Below are 21,501 nucleotides of genomic sequence, written 5' to 3'. Positions count from 1 at the left end.
CATCACCATATATATATCCCATATTTATTTCTTTCTTCCATATAAATGCAAATCTCCATTACATCACACGACATCCATTCTGATCTCATCAATGATACTCTTATCCTTTTGCTTAGTTGTTTCAGCCCATGTGATAATCATCACTACCACAGTCAAGACGACCACTCCTGCTATTAACATTCCCCATGGAATATGATATAACACCGGAAACGCTTTTCGTATAGACAGATTCATTGCAAATGGTATTGCAATTCCGAGTACAGTTCCTGGTATCAGTGCTTTTATAATGCATATCAGGCTTTCACAGTAAAGCATTTTTTGAATGGAAGCATTTGTCATTCCAACACTTTTTAAAATTGCAAACTCTCGTCCTCTGATCCTGATATTTGCCGCAAGCGTGTTGATCACACTTGCAAATCCCATAAAAATCAACAGAATAACAAATCCATATAGAATAATTTCCGCAAGGATAATTGCGATATTTAACATTTTTGCCATCGTATCCATGCGGCTTATTCTCACCGTATATCCCTGATCCACATAGGAATCCTCTGTAAGTACCGGATAATATTCATCCATGATTTTTCTGGCATATTCTGCAAATGCCTGTTCATCATCCGGTGTACAAAACCAGTCGAAATATCTGGCAGTAACATCCGGCACAACAATCCTTACCGGATCAGGAGACATATCACGAAATCCCGGTTCTTTCAGATCTTCCTGATATAAAAAACCTCCAATTTCAATCCTTTTCTTCTCTTCGGCTGCATTTATCAAAGTGATTTCCGTAACCGTTTCTCCAAAGGGTTTTATGCTCTTTGTTCTCCCATTATCATTATACTGGTAACTGTTTATCAAAAGATTACTGCCGTAAGGAGCTCCTGCTCTGTCACACAGCTTCTGATATAATTTTTCATCCACCGATATGAGAGAAACCCCTGCTTCTGCATTCTCATCAAAAATGTCTGGAGCCTCTGACATATCCTTAGACAGGAAATTCTTATCCAGGATTGCCTGATATGTACATGCATCATTTCCTACTCCATATACTTCTATATTACCATATTCAGCTAATCTTTTTGTTATTTCGTTATAAGTTATAGAGGATATTGGTGATACGATCTTTTCTTCGGTACGTCCGGTTCGTTTATTCACCTCTATATTGCGAATTGAACAATAATCCACATCCATCTCTTTTGAATCCGGCGTCATCCATTCCTGAAACTCTTTCGCTTGTTCTGCCAGTCCACCTGTCATCAAAAACAGTAAAATTGCAAGTGATAATGCCCGTACTGTTGCTTTGTATCCTGATTGATTCCTTTTAATATTTTTCCATGCAATCTCTCCTTCACATCCAAAAATTTTTCCAGCCAATCCACCTTTTACAGCAAGCTCTTTTAGATTTATGTCTGTCGTTATACCTTTTACACACTGTATTGCAGTAAGCCTTCCAACAGTTTTTGCAGGCTTGTACGCAGATCTAAGAACAATCAAAAATGAAAAAAAGGAAGCAAACAGATATGTCCATACCGAAATATGAAATGACAAAGAAAAGGAAAACGGTCTCATAATAATACTTTTTGAAAGTTGATCGATATTCGAAACAAAATATCCTGTGATTTTTATACCAATATATCCAAGCAAAGTTCCTGCCATAAGTCCAAGCGGAATACCAACCACACAAAGCCACAAACTTTCACAGATAACACATGCTCTGATCTGTTTTCCGGTTCCACCTACACATTTTAAAATACCAAATTCCTGAATCCTTTTATTGGCACTTGCCACAAAAATATTTGATATCACCGTTACCGACATAAGAGCGATCAATATCCCTAAAATTAAAACCGGAACGAAAATCAAAAGAAAATACACACTGCTATAGTCTCCATATCCCGGTTCTAAAAAAACCGTAAGCATCCTGTTGCCACTGGTTACAAAACACATAACTGCCGTAACAAGTGCTGTTGCCAGTGAAATAGCAGAAATCCCTGCCATTGTTCTTTTTTTATTTAATTTTAGCTGACTGAGTGCGAGCTGTGATGTAATTTTCATGATTTCATCACCTCATCTTTTACAATTTTCCCGTCTCCGATCGTAATGATCCGGCTCGCCTGCAAGGCAATTTTTTCATCATGCGTAACTAAAAGAATCGTCTGCTTATACTTTTGATTGGCAAGCTTTAAAATATCCATAATCTCTCTGCCCGTCTTACTGTCAAGGTTTCCAGTCGGTTCATCCGCCAGTATAAAAGCCGGCTCATTGATCAGTGCCCTTCCGATTGATACTCTCTGCTGCTGTCCACCGGACATCTGTCCCGGAAGATGTTTTGCCCGTTCCAAAAGCCCAAGCAGCTGCATCATTTCTGTTAATCGTTTTTTATTTTCTTTTCTTCCATCCAGTTTCCATGGCAGCATAATATTTTCCTCTGCAGTAAGCGTAGGAATCAGATTGTAAAACTGATAAATAATTCCCAGATTTCTTCTTCGAAAAATAGCAAGTTCATCCTCGTTCATTGCAGCAATATCATTTTCCTCGATCACGACAGAACCACTGGTTGGATGATCAAGTCCTCCGATCATGTTCATAAGGGTAGATTTTCCTGAACCGGAAGCTCCGACAATCGCAACAAATTCTCCTCTTTCAACAGAAAAAGAAACATGATCAAGTGCGGTCACTTCCGCTTCTCCCTGACTATATTTCTTTGTCAGCTCTCTTACTTCTAAAACAGCCATCGCATTATCCTCCCTTTTCACTACTGATCTTAACAATGTAAAATGACTGTTCCGTGACAAAACCAAAATCAATTATGACAATTCTGTCACTTAAAAAATTTTATGATAAACGTCGTACCGCATCCATAGTTCCCAAAATCAATATCTATATCTCCGCCCTGTCCTTTGACAATTGATAACGCAAGCGGCATCCCAATCCCAAAGCCATTTTCATTTGTGGAATATTCAAATCTTTTAAAAAGGGCTGCGTACTGCTCTCTACTCATTCCTGCACCGCTATCCTTTACCGAGATCCAGCTATACAACGGATTTCCACCGCTGTCTATTTCGATTTCACTATCTTTCGGAGAATACTCGATCGCATTTTTTACAAGATTCGTAAGTGCCTCCACCGTCCATTGCTTATCACAACTGATAACGCTGTCATTTTTCAGTATAAGTTTCTGATTATTAATATCTAAAAGTATCGCAACCGAAGGATTTACAGCTTCAAGCAATTCTGATGTCTTTATATCTTTTTTTATAAACTCAATGGCATGTGCATCAATCTTTGCCATCTTAAGCAGTGCGCCTACAAGCCACTCCATCTTGTTTAAAGAAACTCTGATGTTATGAATAAATTCCGCCTGTTTTTCCGGTTCTGCATCTTCTAATAAATCTGCCATGATCATCATGGAAGTGATAGGTGTTTTAAGCTGATGAGAAATATCTGCCATATAGTCAGAAAGAATGTCTCTTTCCGATTCGATCACCTTGATCTGTTCATTTTTCCTGTTAACCAGAGCATAGATGTCATTTTTTAAAATCTGAAATGCACCCTCTCTGTTATCACGGATATCAAATTTCTCACCGGAAATATAGCCTTTCACAAACTCAGACAATTTTTCTACTTCTTTTTTCTTAATCCACACGATATCCCATTCCTCTCACAGTCTCGATCTGTAATGCCGCCCCGAGTTTTTCACGCAGTCTTTTCACGTAAACAGTGAGTGTATTATCCTCCACAAAATTACCATCTATATCCCAGATTTTATCTAAAATCTGCTGTCGGGATAATAAGACTCTCTGATTATTAGCAAAAATAAGAAGCAGTCTGTATTCTAACGCAGTAAGATCAACAATCCTGTCATCCACATAAACTTTTGCCTCATCCGTATTGATCTTGACCTGTCCTATGCAAATGATATGATTCTTTCCCGTCTGCTTATTCTGAACCGATAACACACGCCTTACTCTCGCAAGCAGTTCCCTGATCCGGAAAGGCTTTACGACATAATCTGCTGCACCTTCATCAAAAGCCCTGACAATCGTATTTTCATCATCAACTACAGTCAGAAAAATGACGGATGTATCTGTATTTTTTAATTTATTGCCTATATCAGCCCCCAGTCCGTCCGGCAGCTGCATATCTAAAATTGCAAGATCAAAATATCTTTTTTCGATGAAACCACACGCATCCGCAACGGTCACAGCATGACAGACTTCATAGCCTTCCATTTCCAGTGCATATATAATTCCCGATGCGATCATAGTATCATCTTCTACCAGTAAAATATAATTCATCTGCAACCCCTTTCTCATTCTGACCAGTCACTGCTTTTCAAAAAATCCACTGTAAAATAATAACACAAAATAAAGAAAAAGCCTACCGCATCCGCTGCGACAGGCTTCTCTTTATTTTTCAATTTTTTATTATCACAGGCATTCCTGCATCAGCAGCATAGCAATTATGTCCTTATGCCTCAGCCTGCTCTGCGATCTTCTTATATCCATCCATGTCATCATAGATGCTGTTTGTCCATGGATTCTTTTTCTTCTGGACAGATTTGTAGATCATAAATACAAATACTGCAACGTTAGCGATCAATGCTAAAGCACTTACGATGTTGTAGATTACCGGATTGTAAGTAGAGTTTACAACAACTACCTCATCCTGGAACATCGGCCAGCACTGCGCGAAGAAGCACCAGATGGAAAGTGTTCTGGCACGGTTCTCAAGCCATGCACCCTTGTTGATAAGAAATGCTGCTGTTGTCGGAGCTAACAGTAATGCAAGTCCGCAGTACCATGCGTGGCTCGGCAGACAGTTATATGTATAAGCAAAGTTCCATAAATCGTATGCAACGATCCAGAACCACATCATATCCGGCCAGATCATATCGCGTGAACTGTCTTTGTCACTCTTTTTACGTACACATACGCCAAACCAGCCTGCGATCGTAACCGCATTTAAAATACCTGCGATACCATTCATAATATTCCATGGTCCGCCAAGTACGAACATGCCCGGCTCATCGGCGAGTTCTGTGATATTGCCCCAGTACTGCATTGCAACCTGGAAATCACGGGAACAAGCCTCGAAAATATTGATAGCAAGGATTGCCGGAATTAAAAGCATGAAGATCTTGTTGTTTTTCAGTTCCCAGGTCGTACCGTCTTTTCTTGTTCCCTTGACATAACGGAAACACCAGAAGAAAATACAGCCTGCGGTGGATGAATAATACTTTGCAAGGTGGAACCAGTCGGTATAGGCAATACCTTTTAATACCGTAAACCATGTAACTGTTCCAATGACCGGAAGTATGAACCAGAAAAAGAAACCGCTCCACTTCCATCTTCTTGATACTTCATTAAGCAGAACCAAAGCTGCAAATACTGCTACCCAGATCAGAATTACCGTAAGATTCGAAAATCCATTTCCCGCTGCGGTAAATCCTGAAGGGCCTTCATGAAATGTAAACATATACATTCCTCCCTTATATAGATTAGTTTTATCTGGTCATACCAGACATTGTTATAATTTTAACATTAATTTTATAAAGTTTCAATATAATTTATGTTTTTCTGCAAAAATGGCACTTTTTCGTCCTTTTGAACCAAAAAGTGCCATTTATTTCTTGTGGTATAACCAGTTTTATTTTTCATCCTCGATCGTAAGCGTTCCAGATCTCACGTTCAGATAGATACTGCCTTTATCGGGAGTTTGACACATTGAAATGCAAAAAAGTACCGCAAAGCCTTGAAATAGGCTTATTTTTTTGTCAAATTTTTATTTTTATTATATAGTAATATTTAGTGATATCGTCTTGAAACACTGAAATATAAAAGTGAAAAAGAGGATGCTACTGTCATGATCCCATTTCATTCCAACAGACTCATGGACTATAATAAGCAGAAACTTTTTTCTGGCGGATATCTTTTTCTTCAGTCTATTTACTATGGGCTTAAGCTCGATTCTGTCTGCCGAAAAATCAAAAGCCGACATAAATTCGAGTATGATCTTAATGCGATTTTATCTGATTTAATTTATACAAGGGTTCTAGAACCTTCCAGCAAAAGTTCTTCTTTCCGAGCAGCAAAACAGTTCCTTGAGCCTCCCACTTATGAACTTCATGATGTGTACCGAGCTCTTTCTGTTCTTGCTTCTGAAATGGATTTTATTCAATCAGAAGTTTATAAAAATAGCTTTTTTCTCGGTGACAGAATGGATCGGATCCTTTATTATGATTGCACAAACTACTACTTTGAAATCGAACAGGAAAATGGAGATAAAAAATACGGAAAAAGCAAAGAGCACCGTCCGAATTCCATTATTCAAATGGGTCTCTTTACGGATGGTGACGGAATACCTTTGGCTTTCTCACTCTTTCCTGGAAACCAAAATGAGCAGAAATCCTTAAAACCTTTAGAAACAAAGATTCTCCAACAATTCGGCTGTGATAAGTTTATCTATTGCAGTGACGCCGGACTTGCTTCTGAGGATAACCGTGTTCTTAATCACATGGGACAAAGGGCATTTATTGTCACTCAGTCCATCAAAAAGCTGCCTGCTGAAGACCGGGCATGGGCTTTAAAGAAAACTGGCTTTAAACGTCTCTCAGATGATAAACCTGTTGACCTCACAAAACTGACAGATGATGACAAGAACCAGCTTTATTATAAAGACGAACCATTTACAACAAAAAAACTGGATCAAAGATTGATCATAACCTACTCCCCTAAATATGCCGCTTATCAGAAATCCATCCGTGCGGAGCAGATCTGTCGGGCAGAAAAAATGGTTGCAAATGGCTCTCTAAAAAAACAGCGCAAAAATCCAAATGATCCTGCAAGATTTGTAAATAAGGTAGCTGTAACCAACGAAGGAGAAAAAGCTAATATCCACTATTATCTCGATACGGATAAGATTGCTGAAGAAGAAATGTATGACGGGCTTTATGCGGTATGTACAGACCTGCTTGATGATAACGTTGCAGATATCTTAAAAGTCAGTGAAGGAAGATGGCAGATTGAAGACTGTTTCAGAACTATGAAAACAGACTTTGAAGCCAGACCCGTTTACTTAAACCGTGAAGACCGAATTAAGGCTCATTTTCTTACCTGTTTTCTTGCTCTGTTACATTTCCGGTTATTAAACCGCTCCTTGAAAGGGACTTATACCACAGAACAATTACTTCACACTTTAAAAGACATAAAATTTACGGATATAGAAGAACAGGGTTTCATGCCGGTATATGAGCGTCAGGAAATCACTGACGATCTCCATGAAACCTGCGGATTCAGAACGGACTATCAATTCATAACAAAACGGAAAATAAAAGGAATTCAGAAAAAAAGTAAGCGGAGATAAAACATGATATTGTCAATATTGGTTTACACTTTTTTCTCAAGGATGTTCGACCTATGCTGCCTCCTGTAATGAATCGTAGTATTGTTGACGCTTAATCATCGGAGGTAAGCCACCATTAGCAGAGCAGATTCTTCGGTTATTCCAATAGCTGATGAAATATCTCCAGATGAGTGTTTTTAACTGTTCTACTGTCATTGAAGTGGTATCATAACGTCCATAAAGTAATTCTTCTTTGAATCTTGCCCACATGCTTTCGCATCTGGCATTGTCGTGGCATCTGCCGCCAGCACTGTTCATGCTTTGGAGAATGCCATATTTGCTGATTGCTTTACGATATAACTCACTTGTGTACTGTGTTCCTCTGATACAGCATCAGGATATACTTCCAAAGTTGATGCTGTATCATAAAAGTAAGGGGCGGCAGCACTTTAGGCTGTCGCTCCTTGACTGCCTAACTGCAAAACCGGGCGGGGCTGTCAACGGCGGCTCTGCAAGAGCCGTTCATCTTGCCGTTGACTGGCTCGACTGGGTTTGCTATTCTTTAAGTGTTGTCTGTAAGTCGTTTGTAAAAATATCATCTCCGGCGCACAATCATTTTCTACCAAAGTAGCGGCATAAAAAATTTCATTGTCCTGCCTTTCAAAAATAAGAAGTTTCCATTTTTTTGACTGCAAATTCCGAGGCTGTCTCTTGTACAATTTCTAGTACATTGACATCTTCTGCTATATTTCCTTGACGGGGTTCCAGCTCATTGTTAGTTACCACTTCTGCCTTGCCAGCGTCCGATGCACCATAAGAGAAATTTACTATGGTAGCATTGCTGTATTTTTCAAAAGCTGCATAGTATTCTTCTTCTGTAATTACATCTGTTTCCTCTCCTTTTTTCATGGTATAAGCAGCATTTCCACTTTCGTCAAATTGCTCATAAATCCCCTCTGCCAGTCTGAGCGAACCGGATTTTTCAATTTCAAAACGCTGCATATCGTGACCGGAAGCAGCATAAATACCTGTTTCATCATAGGCGATAGGATATGCTGTTCCCATACTTTCTATTGTTCCTATGTTTTTAACTTCTTTATCTATCAAATAATATACATCACAATTAAGTGCTGCCTGATTTCCCAAACCGTCATTATATACTTGTGAGGTAACAAGTAAAACAGGTAAAGAAGCATTTGTATCAATAATTGCAAAAAGCTCATTATCTTCCAATCCTCCGACGGTTTCTCCATAAATAGCAGCGTTTTCACTACCTTTTTCTCCACATGCACATAAAGAAAAGATTAACACACATAAAGCCATATATGAAATAAACTTCTTTGCTTTATACATATTTTCAGTCTCCTTTTTTTCTTCTTTCAATGGTATAACTTATGAACAATATCACTCCGATTGCTGCCGCAATAATAGACGGTATCATTAACCGCATATAATCAATAGGGGCATTTTCGTATTGTCCTGTAACGATATATCGGTATAGCATATACTGGGTACTAAGTGTTGTGCTTTGTAGCGCAATTACATAGGCGAAATTTAATATGCTAACCATAATAAAAATCAGACCACTAATTAGCAACAGCGTCATTTTTCTGTTTTGAAGATTTATTTTCATCAAATCTTCTAAAGTTATTTGCTCATCAGTTTTGTTTGCCACACCTGCTTCTCCTTCCTTTAGCAAATCATCTAATGACACATGAAAAATTCTGCTTATTTTAACGATACTTTCTAAATCAGGGGAAGTGCTATCTGACTCCCATTTGGAAATAGTCTGTCTGGATACGTTAAGTTTTTCTGCTAATTGTTCTTGTGTCATTCCCGAAAGTTTCCTTAATTGGTTGATTTTATTTCCAATTTCCATTTTGTGTCCTCCTTTAAGAGCAATTTTAAATAAAATAAACAATTTTTTCTATCAACATTGCTTTACATTTGCGCTCAAAATAATAACATTTATGAAATTGCTTGTTTTTCTGCACTTTAAGTGTTCATATAAAGGCATTTAAAATTATGATATTGTCAATATTGGTTGACACATTTATCTCAAAGATATCATTTCCTATGCAGCCAGGCCCAGAGATTGGTAGTATCTCTGACGCTTAATCATAGGAGGAAGCCCACCGTTGGCAGAGCAGATCCTCCTGTTGTTCCAGTAACTGATGAAATATCTCCAAATAAGAACTCTCAGCTCATCCGTGGTCAGGCTTTCCGTATTGTAGCGGTCATAGAGAAGCTCGCTTTTCATTCTGGCCCACATGCTTTCACATCGAGCATTATCGTGGCACCTGCCACCATCACTGTTCATGCTTTGTATAATGCCATATTTAGAAAGCGCCTGACGGTAGGTTTCACTGGTATATTGTCTTCCTCTGTCGGAGTGCACAATGGCACCTCGCAGATCAGGATGCGCCAGATAGGCATTATCCAGTGTATGCTCACACAGAGTTGCCTTCATGTTTGTTTCCATTGCCAGTCCCAGAACGCTGGAATCAAAGCAGTCGAAGATGGCTGAAACATACAGTTTTCCATCTTTTGCCTTGATTTCTGTGATATCAGTTACGCATTTTTCAAGTGGCTTATCAGCCTTGAACTCTCTCTTCAGAAGATCATCTGACTTACGTGCTTCCCGATCAGCCTTGCTAATGCCATTTGGCTTGCGCTTTGGCCGATGGACAAGTCCTATTTCATCCATAACCCTGTAAACGGTTCGTTCACTGGGGATCTTGATTCCCGTCGGATTCTTAAGGAGCAGTGCTTGGTACATGCGAATACGTCCATAGGTATCATTGCATTCATCCTCAGCATGGATCACTCTCATGGCATCAGCAAGATCCTGATATTTCCAAGGGCGATCTTTAATAGCAAGATATTTGTAGAAACCCTGGCGGCTGACGCCAAGCATCCGGCAATAGAATGAGAGTTTTCCCTTAATCACGCCGTCTTTCGTTTTTATGGCAATGAACATCATTCTTTGGTTCTTGCTGACTTCCGACGGCTGGCTGCGAAAAAAGCGCTTGCTTCCTCGAGAAATTCATTTTCCTCTTTCAGACGCCGGATTTCTTTGTCCTGATCTTTAACGCGTTTGCGGAGCATGGCAAGCTCCTCAGCAAGACTCATCGCGCTTTCCGGAGTATGTGCACCGTCGCCAATATCCAATGTGCCTGCTCTAACTGCTTTCAGCCATGTGTGGATGGTTCCTTCTGGGATACCTAATTCTTTGGCTGCCTTAGCACCGCCGATTTCTTTGGCAAGTTTGACAGCCTGGATCTTATATTCCTGGTCGTATTTACGTTGGGTTCGTGACATTGAGAGTTCCTCCTTATTCTCTTTTATTATACATGAATTCCTTGAGAATAAGGTGTCAACTTTATTTATACAACATCAACATTACTATATTTCGTGTATGCAGATAAAAGTGCCACACCCCTTGTATTTACAGGGATTGTGGCACTTTATTAACTAATCAACTGTCAAAAATGAGATTATACACGCCTGTTCTCAAAATGCAAGGTTTTTATCCTGAGCCATATAGAGTTCCGCAAAATATGGATCTTACTTCATCAGTTTCTCAAAAGTCCTCTGGCAGAATCACGAACCGGGCAGGAAAGATTCACCTTTTCCAGTGCCATCATGATCTCATTCGGAAACTGCCTTTCCATGCGGAATATGACCAGTTCCATAAATCCGCGTATCAGATAATGATTTAACATTTCCTCATGATTAAGGACTTTCTCTTTCATTTGCATCAAAACTTTCAGCAATACATTCGACACTACAAAAACAACCAGATATCCGCATAATTCAATAGAAAAGAATTAAATACCCCAGGCACGAGACAGCCAGATGTAACTAATAAGTTATGATCGATCACAGTGGTAATATTACATCAAAAACCGTTCCTCCAGACGGATTTGATCTGACTGCAATACTGCCATCATGCACTCTCACGATTTCACGGACAAGCGCAAGTCCAAGTCCTACACCGCCAAGTTCCCGGCTTCTGGATTTATCCACACGAAAGAATGGTTCAAACACGCGTTCCCTGAGTTCCTCAGGGATTCCGTTTCCCGTATCCTCCACGGACAGATAAACATGTTTTTCCTTCCGGTATGCAGTTACTGTAACCTGTCCGCCCGAATGATTATATTTTATGGCATTCTCAACAAGATTGTATACCAGCCTGTAAATAAGAATGTCACTTCCAACCATCGTTATATTTTTACATTTTCCAGTAAGTTTTATGTTTTTTTCCTGTGCAAGAGGATCCAGATCTGCTAACACTTCATCAACAAGCGCGTCAACCATAATTTCATCATCCCGTCCCACAGTCTGGAGTTCACTCATATCAAGGAGCGTTTTTACCATTTTACTGAGTCTTCCATTCTGCTCGGTAACCATCTTTATTGTCTGCAATGTATCAGCATCATTATCCGGATGCCGTGTAGAATTATAAAGATCAAGCTGTACCTGCATCAAAGATAATGGCGTCCGCAGTTCATGTGCTGCATTTGCGGTAAATTGCCTCTGTATCTCAAATGCGTCCGAGAGACGTTCAAGCATCTTATTATACGAAACGCTAAGCTGGTTCAATTCTTTAACTTTATTTTCTTCTATTCGTGAAGCTGCCAGATTTTGCGCCTGTACTTCTTCAATTTTATCAGAAAATTCACGGATTGGTCTGAGTGCATGCCCACTTATAAAATATGTAACTACCCCGCCAATAAGAGCCAATATGGCTGATATCAGCAGACTGTTTTTTTTGTAATCTTCCTTATTATTATATGCCTGGATAGAAAAATCATTGGCAAACTCATCCCACTTATCATCTGGAATGCTGATATATATTTCATCCGTATCCTCCCCGTTATCCTCTCCCTGGGCATCCACAGTCTCCTGCAGGGAATCGATATAATACACGCCATTTTTATAGACAAACATCGTCAGACATCCACATATAACTGCAATATATACTGTAATGATACAGGTAAGCCTCCACTGCAGTGATATTCTTTTCATCGTTCAGACTCCTCCCGTATTTTATATCCCTCTCCCACCTTGTTTAAAATCGGATCATATCCAAGTTCAGCCTTAAGCTTTTTCCTAAGCGAAGACATGTGTACTCTGATGGCACCACTAAAGCTATCCACGGATGCATCCCAGACATGTTCCATCAATTCCTCCTGACTTACCGGTCTTCCAGGATTCAGAAGTAAATATTCCAAAATGCCATTTTCTTTTCTTGTCAGGGAAATCATTTTCCCTTTTGCATATGCCTCACGTCTTACCGTATCGAACTTTATCCCACCACTTTCCAGACACACATCTTTCTGCACAAATTTTCTTCTTGTCAGACTTCTGATACGCGCCTCAAGTTCCTGCAGATGAAATGGTTTTTCCATATAGTCATTTGCCCCTGCATCCAGTCCTTCAACCTTATCCGCAATCTGCCCTCTTGCAGATAATATAAGAACCTTTGTCTCCTCATTTCTCTGTCTAAGTTCCTTTAAGATCTCCATTCCATCCATACCGGGCAGATTCAGATCCAGAACGATCAGATCATAATTCTCCGTCAGGACACTTTCAAAAGCCTCTTCCCCATCATAACAGGTATCCACCTCGTACCCTGCATCATACAGCCGTTTTGCAACCATGTCACACATTTGTTTCTCATCTTCAACTATCAATAATCTCAAAATTCATTCACCTGCTTCTTAACACAAATTTTACAACAGCTATTGTATAATACTAACATCAGCTGGTCAATAAATACAACAAATGAAAGGAGTAAAATATCTTGAAGTGCAAAAAAATCTATCAGTCGATCCTGCTCATCTCAGGTATCACCATGATAAGTTACGGTGCGGTCAGAGGAGAAGCAGCTGTCGTGCTCGGTAAAGCAATAAAATTATGTCTGGAGTGTGTCGGAATTGGATAAAAAAAAGAATTTTCTATCAAAAAAAATAGCTGTACTACGCGGATGGATACAGGCAGCTGCCACACTGCTCACGAATATCCATATTCCTAATTTATGGAAAGGAAAAATATATCAGGGCAGCGTAAAAAACGTATGTGTACCAGGATTAAATTGTTACTCCTGTCCGGCGGCAACAGGAGCATGCCCAATTGGCGCTTTTCAGGCGGTTGTTGGTTCATCAGGATTTAAATTTTCATACTACATAACCGGATTTTTTATTTTACTCGGTGTAACACTCGGAAGATTTATATGTGGTTTTCTGTGTCCGTTTGGATGGTTTCAGGATTTACTTCATAAAATACCTGGGAAAAAATTTTCTACAGCCCGGCTCAAACCGCTGCGCTATTTAAAATACATCATCCTGATCATTTTTGTTATACTTCTTCCGATGCTGGTAACGAACTCTATCGGAATGGGAGATCCTTTCTTCTGTAAATATATTTGTCCTCAGGGTGTCCTGGAAGGAGCTATCCCTCTCGCACTTGGAAATGCCGCTATACGTTCTGCACTGGGAAAACTTTTTTCTTTTAAATGCCTTATTTTAATCACAGTTATTGTGTTAAGTATTTTGTTTTACAGACCATTCTGTAAATGGATCTGTCCTCTTGGAGCAATCTACTCATTATTTAATAAGGTCAGCTTTCTTTCTATTAAAATTGAGAACAGCAGATGCATCGGATGCGGGCAATGCCAAAAGGCATGTAAAATGGATGTGGATGTGTGTAAAACTCCAGATCATCCGGAATGCATACGATGCGGAGCCTGTATAAAAGCCTGTCCTAAAGATGCGATCCACTACCAGTTTATGGGGAAATCATGTAAAAAAAAGAACAACAGTAACCAGCAGTCATAAACCAGTAACTATCAATCTTATTACAATTTAAAAAGGAGCAATTATCCATGAAAACAAAAATTACATTTATTTCAGTTGTCACACTCAGCATCGCACTGCTGCTTACATCCTGCAGCGGAAAAGGAACTGTAAGCACCACAGAACCACAGAATACCACGGCTGAAGACAGCACGGCATCAGCGGACAATTCCAACACAAAGCTGGATGATTTATATCAGCAGGAGAACCGGATCTTTGCAGAGCATAAAGATATATGGGACAAATTATTTGGTCTGATGAATAAAAACACTGCAGATTCAAACGGAAATTATGCTGATTATCTGGCTGATACCGCTGAATCAAACAAAGATTCTTTTACTGATGACGAATTCAAAACACTTACTGATGATATTGAAACCATACGAAAAATCGAAGAACAGATCGCAGAAATTGAAAAAGGAACTACAGAATCCGATAAAAATGGGCAGAATACTAATTCTGAAGATGCATCACCATTCAAAAATTTCTCAGGTCAGGATTTCGATGGTAATTCTGTTGACGAAAGTCTTTTTTCCGAAAATGCAGTAACTGTCATCAATTTCTGGTTTACCGGCTGCAAGCCTTGTGTTGCTGAGTTATCCAAACTGAATGAATTAAATGATGCAGTCAGGGCAATGGGAGGAGAAGTAGTCGGCATCAACACAGAAACCTTCGATGGAAATGAATCGGCTATCAAAGAAGCTGCCTCTGTTCTTGAAAGCCAAGGTGCTAAATACCGCAATCTTTCTATTGATTCATCTTCAGATGCAGGCAAATATGCCTCCAATATCATGGCATTTCCTACCACAATACTCGTCGACAGAAATGGTAACATCGTGGGTGATCCGATGCTCGGTGGAATCGATAATCAGGATAACTATGATGCTCTGATGAAACAGATCCAATCTGTAATCAATGCAGACAGCTCAAATAAATAACCCTTTTATGATACTCTTTTGTACATAACCGGCACATCATACCCAACGGTTCTATTTTCATTCACTCCCGGACTTTCAGATACCTCCCGGCAGGTATCTGAAAGTCTCTCCCATTACCGGTATAGCTTTCTTTTTATCTGAATTCTCCTTATGCTTTCTTAAGTCGTTCTCTTTAACGTTCCAATATAATCTCCATTATGATAAACAAATGGTCCGGGTTCTCCCTCTTCTCCAAAATATTCCGGTCTTAAGGACAAGATATCGAGCAGTTCATCAATCGTCTGCACCTTAGTTGCCTGATATGGCTGTTCAAATGCAATCTTTTCTACAAACAAATAATAATCACTATACTTTATCAGGATACCAGTATGACCTACAAAAACAGCATCCGTATATGGATCATATATTACGATACTAAGAAGTGATATTCTGTCATTATCTATTTGAAATCCATATTCTTTCCAGCTGTCGCAAAATGCAGATTCCGGATGTCTGTCATCCGTAACACTCTTTTCACCATAAAGTGTGGTAAACATGTCTTTGTTCTCTTTTATGATTTCATATCTGTCCAAATTATCTATCGCTTCTGTGTCAAACATCAGATAGGTTCCCTCATAATGATCTTCCGTTAATTCTGAGTGGATCACCCCATCTAACAGGAGAAAAGCTGTCATTCTACAGTCCGCATCTGAATACTCATGATTCTGTTCCCAGCCATCCATACATTTACCGATATCCGCTTTCATTTTCCCAGGATCTGACCATGTATCTTCCAGCTTCGCATTTTTTCCTGCGGAATCTGCAAAATCAACCGCCCATTCCCGAAATATATCTACATGAGCAGCTCCCGCAGAGTCAAGTTCTTTACAGATCTCAGTAATCGTATTGTTCCCTCCCATATATGTTGCACCAGGTATCTTTTGTTTCTGCACTGTTTCTGTGCAGGCCGCCAGCATCATAAATGCAGACACAATCATAGCAGACAGTTTCATTGCTGTTTTTGTTCTGGTTTGTCTTTTCAACAGATATTACCTCTTCTCCCCTAAATGATCATGACGTAAAAGTCGTTCCTGTCAATTCTTTTCATCCTCGATCGTGAGTGTTCCAGGTCTTACATTCAAATAGATACTGCCCTTGTCCACTTTATACATATCAAGCAGCATTACCCAGAGACGGTGTATTGCATCAAGTAATACATTCGATACCTCTATGCTGTATGGCAGCAGCGCATGAATATCAAAAAAACGCATCCCAAGTGGTGGTAAAAATACCATATTGCTGGATTTTACTTTCTGCTCTCCTGTGCTGCTGTTTGCAGTCTTTAACATTTCATAAGTGATCAGACAGAAATCTTTTCCTTTGTATTTGCAATAATAAGAAACATAACACTCATCAATCGTCCAATCCAATCCATCTTCATGCTCAACGGGTTTTTCTTCTACCGGATTTGCCTCCGTAGTCTGAACCTCTACACTCCAGCGGATTCTTCCCTCTTTTGTCTCTCCCATCATATCCTGGATCTCATGGAAAATTTCTTCCTGTTTTTTCATATTAATCTCCATTTCTAAGCAGCTAATGATATTATTTTTTTCATAAAAGCTATATATTTTGCCCGGAAACAAATAGCCGTACTAGTCCCTCACATAAATATCCGAAAGGTTCTCAAGAATCGCTCCTGCAACATCCGGCTTGTTCATCGTATAAATATGTACATGGTTGACACCGTTTGCGATCAGATCGATGATCTGGTCTGTCGCATAGGCGATACCTGCCTGTTTCATAGCAGCCGGGTCACTGCCAAAGCGGTCGACGATTGCAAGGAAACGGCGTGGCACCAAACTTCCCGACAATGCAATGCTCCGTTTTACCTGATTTGCGTTAGTGATCGGCATGATTCCTGCCACAACCGGAACATCGATTCCATGTTTTAGTGCTTTGTACATAAAGTTATAAAGAATATTATTGTCAAAAAACATCTGTGTTGTGAGGAACTCACATCCGGCATCCACTTTTTCTTTCAGATGGATCAGATCTTCCTCTAATGTCTGTGACTCAGGATGTCCTTCCGGATAGCAGGCTCCGCCGATACAGAAATCTCCCTGTGATTTGATATCATAGATCAGCTCACTTGCATGTTTATACTGATTTGGCAGCGGGAAATCCGCGTTCTGCGGGATATCTCCGCGCAGTGCAAGTACATTTTCAATCTGCTTTTCTTTTAACTCCTGAATCACAGAGGCAACTTTCTCCTTAGTCGAAGATGCACAGGTGAGATGTGCCAGTGCCGGAATATGATTCACATTTCGCACTTCATTTGCAAGTTCTACCGTATAATCAGAAGTTCCGCCGGTTGCACCATAAGTGACACTCATATATGCCGGTTTTAACGCTGCCATATCGCCGACGATCTTTTTGTAGTTGTCTAACTGTGCACCCTGTTTCGGCGGGAACAGTTCACAGGAAATCGTTACATTCTCTGTATTTAATAATTCTGTAAGTCTCATAAATCCCTCTTTCTGCTAAAAGCGTCTTATTTTATCGGAACCGTCATCCACGGTATTCTCGATCTTCCGTATTACGACATAATAAGAATAATTCTCATTGACAGCCACTTCCACGCGGTCACCAACCTTATGTCCAAGCAATGCCTTTCCAAGCGGTGACTCATTGCTGATTAAATTTTTTAAAGAATTACCGCGGACTGTTGTCACGATCTTATAAACCTCTTCCTCGTCGTCCTCCTCAAAATAAACCGTTACCGTATTATTCATACCAACTTCATCCTCTGCAGAATCCGTTGAAATCACTTTTGCTGTTTTGATCATTCTCTCTAAATAGCGGATACGGCTCTCATTCTGGTTCTTATCTTTCTTTGCCGCATGGTACTCGAAATTCTCACTTAAGTCTCCCTGCGCTCTTGCCTCCTTCACTGCCTCTAAGGCCTCTTTGCGAACCACGAGTTTCCGGTACTCGATCTCTTCTTCCATTTTTTTTATATCCTGTTCGGTCAATTCGTCGTACATGAATCTTCCTCCTTACTTGTCATTTCAGCGATTATTATAAATTCTTTCCAGTTTTCCGTCAAATAAATTTCTGTGTAAACATCTCTTTACTGATCCATTGAATTTCGCATTTTGTACATTTTTTCGCACATACTGACAATATATATCCACTTGCGGGATCATAGCTTTGCAGATACCATTCTCCCGTCTGCCCCGCTTTTAAAAATTTAACCTGATCCTGCAGTACACAAAACGATGCAAGATCCAATGCTATCCCTTTTCCAACCGCTTTGATATAACTTTCTTTTCTTGTCCATAACTCTGTAAAATAACAGTCTGCTTTTTTCATTTTTCCCTTTTGTAATGCCAGATATTCCTCCGGACAGAAAAAACGTTCTGCCACTTTCATCTGTCCTTTCCGGATCTGTTCCACATCAATTCCCACTTCACTGTCCGAAAAAACACCTGCCACATATCTTCCCGAATGTGACAGGTTGAAATATATGCCGATATTTTCTTTTAATACCGGCTTTCCATTCTCTCCGAATGTAAGAACCATTTGCTGCATTTTCCCAGGTAACAGACTGATTCCATATTCCCGCAACGCATACTCTAACAGTATCCCTGCTGCCAGTGATCTGCACCGGTCTTCTTTTTTCTTTAATTGAACGATTTTATTTTTCCGGTCTTCTGTAATAAAGGGCAGCATCTGCGAAAATATCTTTTCATCCTCCAATGGAAGCGTATCTGTCATATAAATCTTCACGTATCTTATTCTCCCTTTGTCTGGATAATGCTTCTAAGATGTTCCCTTTCATCCAGCAATTCCTCATACACCGGCATCAGTCCATCATTTTTCCCAGCACGAAGCGGCTCTACGATTTTTACAACCGTCTCAAACATCGGGGTAATACCCATATTTGCAAATACACCCTTTAATGTATGTGCGCAGTCAAATGCCTTTTTTCTCTCATCTGCTGCAAGTGCCTCTTTCAAACCATCAAAAGACTCGTCCTCTACCACCATCGGAAGACAGCTTTGATATAATTTTTCATCCCCTAAAAAACGCTCTAAAGCTCCTTCTAAGTCGCATCCCCACGCATTTAATCCTTCCAATACCTCATTCATTTTCTATCATTCCTCCGATTGTTCTTTTGTCTGTTCCCTCTCCCCGGATTTACGCTTTCCGGATAACAGCAGTCTGTATTTTTCTAATTCCCATTCCAGTTGTTTTGGTTCTGTCACATTCAAAAATACACCATATATGATATGTTTATTTCCTACGATCCCAACATCATATAGTTTTAAAAAAATATAAAATTCTTCCCCTGCCTCATTTTTCTTTGAGAACTCACATTGTGTTTCATGTCCGGTATCTGCTGTATGAGAAAATGCATCCAGAACACGTTTATGATACCGTTTGGGAATTTCCTGGAAAATATCTTTTTTCTGGCTGATATCCTGATATCCAAACATTTCATAATATGCATTATTTACGCGAATGGTCTCAATCTGATCTTTGCTGTACTCATAGACAGCCACCCCCTGTTTTGCATTTAAAAAGAGGGTTTCAAGCTGGGATGCCGGCATCCACAGGCTATCTATATCAACTAACCGTTCTGTATCTTTCTCCCTCTGTGAATGCGGTCTGTCAAACTGCAGCTTTTCATACTCTTCCACCGGCATAGGTTTTGCAAAATAATATCCCTGTACATACTCACATCCTATGCTTCTTAAAAACTCCACCTGCTCGATCCGTTCGACACCTTCTGCCACAACCGGCATATTCAGCCATTTTGCCATACGTATCACGGCAGCCATGATATTTTCTCCGCGTCCTTCCTTATCATCCCCGGAAAAGAATTTCATATCCATCTTTAAAACATCTACCACTATATCCTTTAAGACATTTAAAGAAGAATATCCGCTTCCAAAATCGTCCATCAGAATATAAAATCCCTCTTCCCGCAATCGCTGCATCATTTCCTGCACCGCTTTTGGATTGGTATTGTACGCACTCTCTGTCAGCTCTACCTGAAAAAGTCTGCGCGGAATCTGATATTTGTCTACCAGATCGCAGATCACTTCCACTACTTCTTTATTATATAGACTAATCCTTGAAAGATTTACCGATATCGGAAGCGGCTGTTTTCCCTCGTCTAACCACCTTCTGAGCTGGATACAGGTCTGTTCCCACACATAATAATCCAGTTTTGTGATAAAACCGTTCCGTTCAAATACCGGTATAAACTCTCCCGGCGAGATCATCCCCCGTTCCGGATGTTTCCAGCGCACCAGCGCCTCTGCACCTGCAATCTGATTATCGCTAAGTCCGTATTTCGGCTGGTAATAAACGACAAACTCATGATTTTCAAGTGCGCTTTTCATACTGTTTACGATACGCTGTTCCTTTTCGATCTCCTGACTCATTTGCCGTGTATAAAATGCATAATTGCGGATATAATTACCCTTACAGTGTTTTGCAGCAAGGTTTGCCCTGTCATACATATGGTTTGGTGTTATTTTCTTCCCCGCGATCAGATAAACACCAAATATCGGTACAATATCAAAATCAAGCGGATATCTGCTCAAGATATCCCTCATCTTATCAAAACTCTCCACCAGTTCTTTTGTATTTTCATAGGACATGCAAAAACAGAAGATGTCCGCATCCATCCTGCCGAAAGTGATGTCATTGCGGTTTTTTACTGCGCGTATCAGAAGATCTGCAATATATTTTAACAGCTCGTCCCCGGCACTCATTCCAAAAAATGAATTGATCAGCTGGAACTTTTCAATATCCATCCGCACAAATGCAAAATGTCTGTCCGGATATCGCTCTAACATGGCAGATGTTGCCTGAAACATATTCGTTTTATTGTAGATGCCGGTAAGAATATCATATTCCGCACGGTACTTTAACGCTTTGCTGATGTTTTTACTGCTGCTGCCGATCACGTTCTTCAAACGAAACCTGACAACATCCACATTATACGGTTTCCGTATAAAATCCCATGCCCCCATACTAAGACATCTGACTTCTGTTTCAATATCAATCTCCATCGTCAGCACGACCACAGGAATTGCCTGATACATCTGTGCTTTATAATATCGCTCTAAGAAATAATAACCATCATACTCCGGCATAACGATATCCAAAAGCACCGCAGTTATCTCCTCGCTTCGTTCATAAAGGATCTCAAATGCCTTTTTGACATTCTCTGCTTCAACAACCTCGTATGTGTCACTCAGAATCTTTTTCAACATGACACGTTCGATCTGCTTGTCATCTACAATTAATACCTTACCCTTTTCAGCCATACTCTCACCTATCTGCCCCATAAAAATCCACAAAAA

Annotated in this window: 22 protein-coding genes and 2 pseudogenes; 4 read left to right on the top strand and 20 right to left on the bottom strand. The window is 39.9% G+C overall.

Annotated features, from left to right (window positions below; all coding sequences use genetic code 11):
• Positions 1-63 precede the first annotated feature (63 nt).
• The 5 genes from H8S51_RS07900 to H8S51_RS07880 all read right to left on the bottom strand — a co-directional run bounded on the left by H8S51_RS07900 (position 64) and on the right by H8S51_RS07880 (position 5,478).
• A complete protein-coding gene (locus H8S51_RS07900; protein ID WP_117918462.1) occupies positions 64-2,055 on the bottom strand; it encodes an ABC transporter permease in 1,992 nt (663 codons plus the stop codon).
• Positions 2,052-2,735 carry an ABC transporter ATP-binding protein gene (locus tag H8S51_RS07895; RefSeq protein WP_186900622.1) on the bottom strand — a complete coding sequence of 228 codons (684 nt, stop codon included), beginning with the start codon at positions 2,733-2,735 and terminating at the stop codon, positions 2,052-2,054. Before H8S51_RS07895 ends, H8S51_RS07900 begins: the two co-directional genes overlap by 4 nt.
• An 86-nt stretch (positions 2,736-2,821) precedes the next feature.
• Complete coding sequence (locus H8S51_RS07890) at positions 2,822-3,646, bottom strand: sensor histidine kinase (RefSeq protein ID WP_117918467.1); 825 nt, start codon at positions 3,644-3,646, stop codon at positions 2,822-2,824.
• On the bottom strand, positions 3,636-4,298 hold the full coding sequence (locus H8S51_RS07885; protein WP_117918772.1) for a response regulator transcription factor: 663 nt from the start codon (positions 4,296-4,298) through the stop codon (positions 3,636-3,638). The genes H8S51_RS07890 and H8S51_RS07885 overlap by 11 nt, the downstream gene beginning before the upstream one ends.
• A gap of 172 nt (positions 4,299-4,470) precedes the next feature.
• Complete coding sequence (locus H8S51_RS07880; RefSeq protein ID WP_330414575.1) at positions 4,471-5,478, bottom strand: DUF5692 family protein; 1,008 nt, start codon at positions 5,476-5,478, stop codon at positions 4,471-4,473.
• Between the two features lie 339 nt (positions 5,479-5,817).
• Between H8S51_RS07880 and H8S51_RS07875 the strand changes: the two are divergent.
• Positions 5,818-7,365 (top strand): annotated as a pseudogene (locus H8S51_RS07875) (IS1634 family transposase); the annotation flags it as partial.
• A gap of 51 nt (positions 7,366-7,416) precedes the next feature.
• On the opposite strand, the pseudogene H8S51_RS07870 reads toward H8S51_RS07875, so the two are convergent.
• The 8 genes and pseudogenes from H8S51_RS07870 to H8S51_RS07835 all read right to left on the bottom strand — a co-directional run.
• Positions 7,417-7,728, bottom strand: a pseudogene (locus H8S51_RS07870) (integrase core domain-containing protein); the annotation flags it as partial.
• A gap of 276 nt (positions 7,729-8,004) precedes the next feature.
• Positions 8,005-8,697: an LptM family lipoprotein gene (locus tag H8S51_RS07865; RefSeq protein WP_044998691.1), complete on the bottom strand. Its 693-nt coding sequence runs from the start codon at positions 8,695-8,697 to the stop codon at positions 8,005-8,007.
• 4 nt (positions 8,698-8,701) lie between these two features.
• Positions 8,702-9,223 (bottom strand): helix-turn-helix domain-containing protein, encoded by a 522-nt coding sequence (locus H8S51_RS07860; protein WP_241070963.1) that lies wholly within the window; start codon positions 9,221-9,223, stop codon positions 8,702-8,704.
• A 195-nt stretch (positions 9,224-9,418) separates the two neighbouring features.
• The gene (locus H8S51_RS07855) at positions 9,419-10,327 is read right to left on the bottom strand and encodes an IS3 family transposase (protein WP_117922402.1); all 909 of its coding nucleotides are present in this window, start codon (positions 10,325-10,327) and stop codon (positions 9,419-9,421) included.
• Complete coding sequence (locus H8S51_RS07850; RefSeq protein ID WP_006855988.1) at positions 10,324-10,665, bottom strand: transposase; 342 nt, start codon at positions 10,663-10,665, stop codon at positions 10,324-10,326. Before H8S51_RS07850 ends, H8S51_RS07855 begins: the two co-directional genes overlap by 4 nt.
• Before the next feature lie 254 nt (positions 10,666-10,919).
• Positions 10,920-11,099 (bottom strand): hypothetical protein, encoded by a 180-nt coding sequence (locus H8S51_RS07845; RefSeq protein WP_186899455.1) that lies wholly within the window; start codon positions 11,097-11,099, stop codon positions 10,920-10,922.
• A gap of 127 nt (positions 11,100-11,226) precedes the next feature.
• On the bottom strand, positions 11,227-12,375 hold the full coding sequence (locus H8S51_RS07840) for a sensor histidine kinase (RefSeq protein ID WP_118209058.1): 1,149 nt from the start codon (positions 12,373-12,375) through the stop codon (positions 11,227-11,229).
• A complete protein-coding gene (locus H8S51_RS07835) occupies positions 12,372-13,019 on the bottom strand; it encodes a response regulator transcription factor (RefSeq protein ID WP_015520501.1) in 648 nt (215 codons plus the stop codon). The genes H8S51_RS07840 and H8S51_RS07835 overlap by 4 nt, the downstream gene beginning before the upstream one ends.
• A 134-nt stretch (positions 13,020-13,153) precedes the next feature.
• Here H8S51_RS07835 and H8S51_RS07830 point away from each other — a divergent pair, with 134 nt between their 5' ends.
• The 3 genes from H8S51_RS07830 to H8S51_RS07820 are packed head-to-tail and all read left to right on the top strand — an operon-like array spanning position 13,154 to position 15,142.
• Positions 13,154-13,294: a CD1871A family CXXC motif-containing protein gene (locus tag H8S51_RS07830; protein ID WP_006859626.1), complete on the top strand. Its 141-nt coding sequence runs from the start codon at positions 13,154-13,156 to the stop codon at positions 13,292-13,294.
• A complete protein-coding gene (locus tag H8S51_RS07825; RefSeq protein WP_022113240.1) occupies positions 13,287-14,186 on the top strand; it encodes a 4Fe-4S binding protein in 900 nt (299 codons plus the stop codon). The genes H8S51_RS07830 and H8S51_RS07825 overlap by 8 nt, the downstream gene beginning before the upstream one ends.
• Before the next feature lie 47 nt (positions 14,187-14,233).
• Positions 14,234-15,142, top strand: a complete 909-nt coding sequence (locus H8S51_RS07820) for a TlpA family protein disulfide reductase (RefSeq protein WP_186899456.1) — start codon at positions 14,234-14,236, stop codon at positions 15,140-15,142.
• Positions 15,143-15,300: 158 nt separating this feature from the next.
• Here the strand turns inward: H8S51_RS07820 and H8S51_RS07815 are convergent, their stop codons facing one another.
• From H8S51_RS07815 to H8S51_RS07785, 7 genes are all read right to left on the bottom strand, one after another.
• Positions 15,301-16,134: a DUF4300 family protein gene (locus tag H8S51_RS07815; RefSeq protein WP_186899513.1), complete on the bottom strand. Its 834-nt coding sequence runs from the start codon at positions 16,132-16,134 to the stop codon at positions 15,301-15,303.
• Between the two features lie 81 nt (positions 16,135-16,215).
• A complete protein-coding gene (locus H8S51_RS07810) occupies positions 16,216-16,692 on the bottom strand; it encodes a hypothetical protein (protein WP_022113237.1) in 477 nt (158 codons plus the stop codon).
• Positions 16,693-16,773: 81 nt separating this feature from the next.
• Positions 16,774-17,646 carry a methylenetetrahydrofolate reductase [NAD(P)H] gene (gene metF, locus H8S51_RS07805; protein ID WP_006859631.1) on the bottom strand — a complete coding sequence of 291 codons (873 nt, stop codon included), beginning with the start codon at positions 17,644-17,646 and terminating at the stop codon, positions 16,774-16,776.
• A 15-nt stretch (positions 17,647-17,661) separates the two neighbouring features.
• Positions 17,662-18,165, bottom strand: coding sequence for a transcription elongation factor GreA (gene greA, locus H8S51_RS07800; protein WP_015560761.1), 504 nt, complete (start codon positions 18,163-18,165; stop codon positions 17,662-17,664).
• Between the two features lie 58 nt (positions 18,166-18,223).
• Positions 18,224-18,910 (bottom strand): 4'-phosphopantetheinyl transferase family protein, encoded by a 687-nt coding sequence (locus H8S51_RS07795; RefSeq protein ID WP_241070961.1) that lies wholly within the window; start codon positions 18,908-18,910, stop codon positions 18,224-18,226.
• Positions 18,911-18,915: 5 nt separating this feature from the next.
• Positions 18,916-19,272, bottom strand: a complete 357-nt coding sequence (locus H8S51_RS07790) for an Hpt domain-containing protein (protein WP_117918476.1) — start codon at positions 19,270-19,272, stop codon at positions 18,916-18,918.
• Between the two features lie 6 nt (positions 19,273-19,278).
• Positions 19,279-21,486 carry an EAL domain-containing response regulator gene (locus H8S51_RS07785; protein ID WP_241070960.1) on the bottom strand — a complete coding sequence of 736 codons (2,208 nt, stop codon included), beginning with the start codon at positions 21,484-21,486 and terminating at the stop codon, positions 19,279-19,281.
• Between the last annotated feature and the right edge of the window lie 15 nt (positions 21,487-21,501).

This window comes from Roseburia rectibacter (genome assembly GCF_014287515.2).
Classification (GTDB): domain Bacteria; phylum Bacillota; class Clostridia; order Lachnospirales; family Lachnospiraceae; genus Roseburia; species Roseburia rectibacter.
This window is presented reverse-complemented; position numbering and strand designations above follow the sequence as displayed.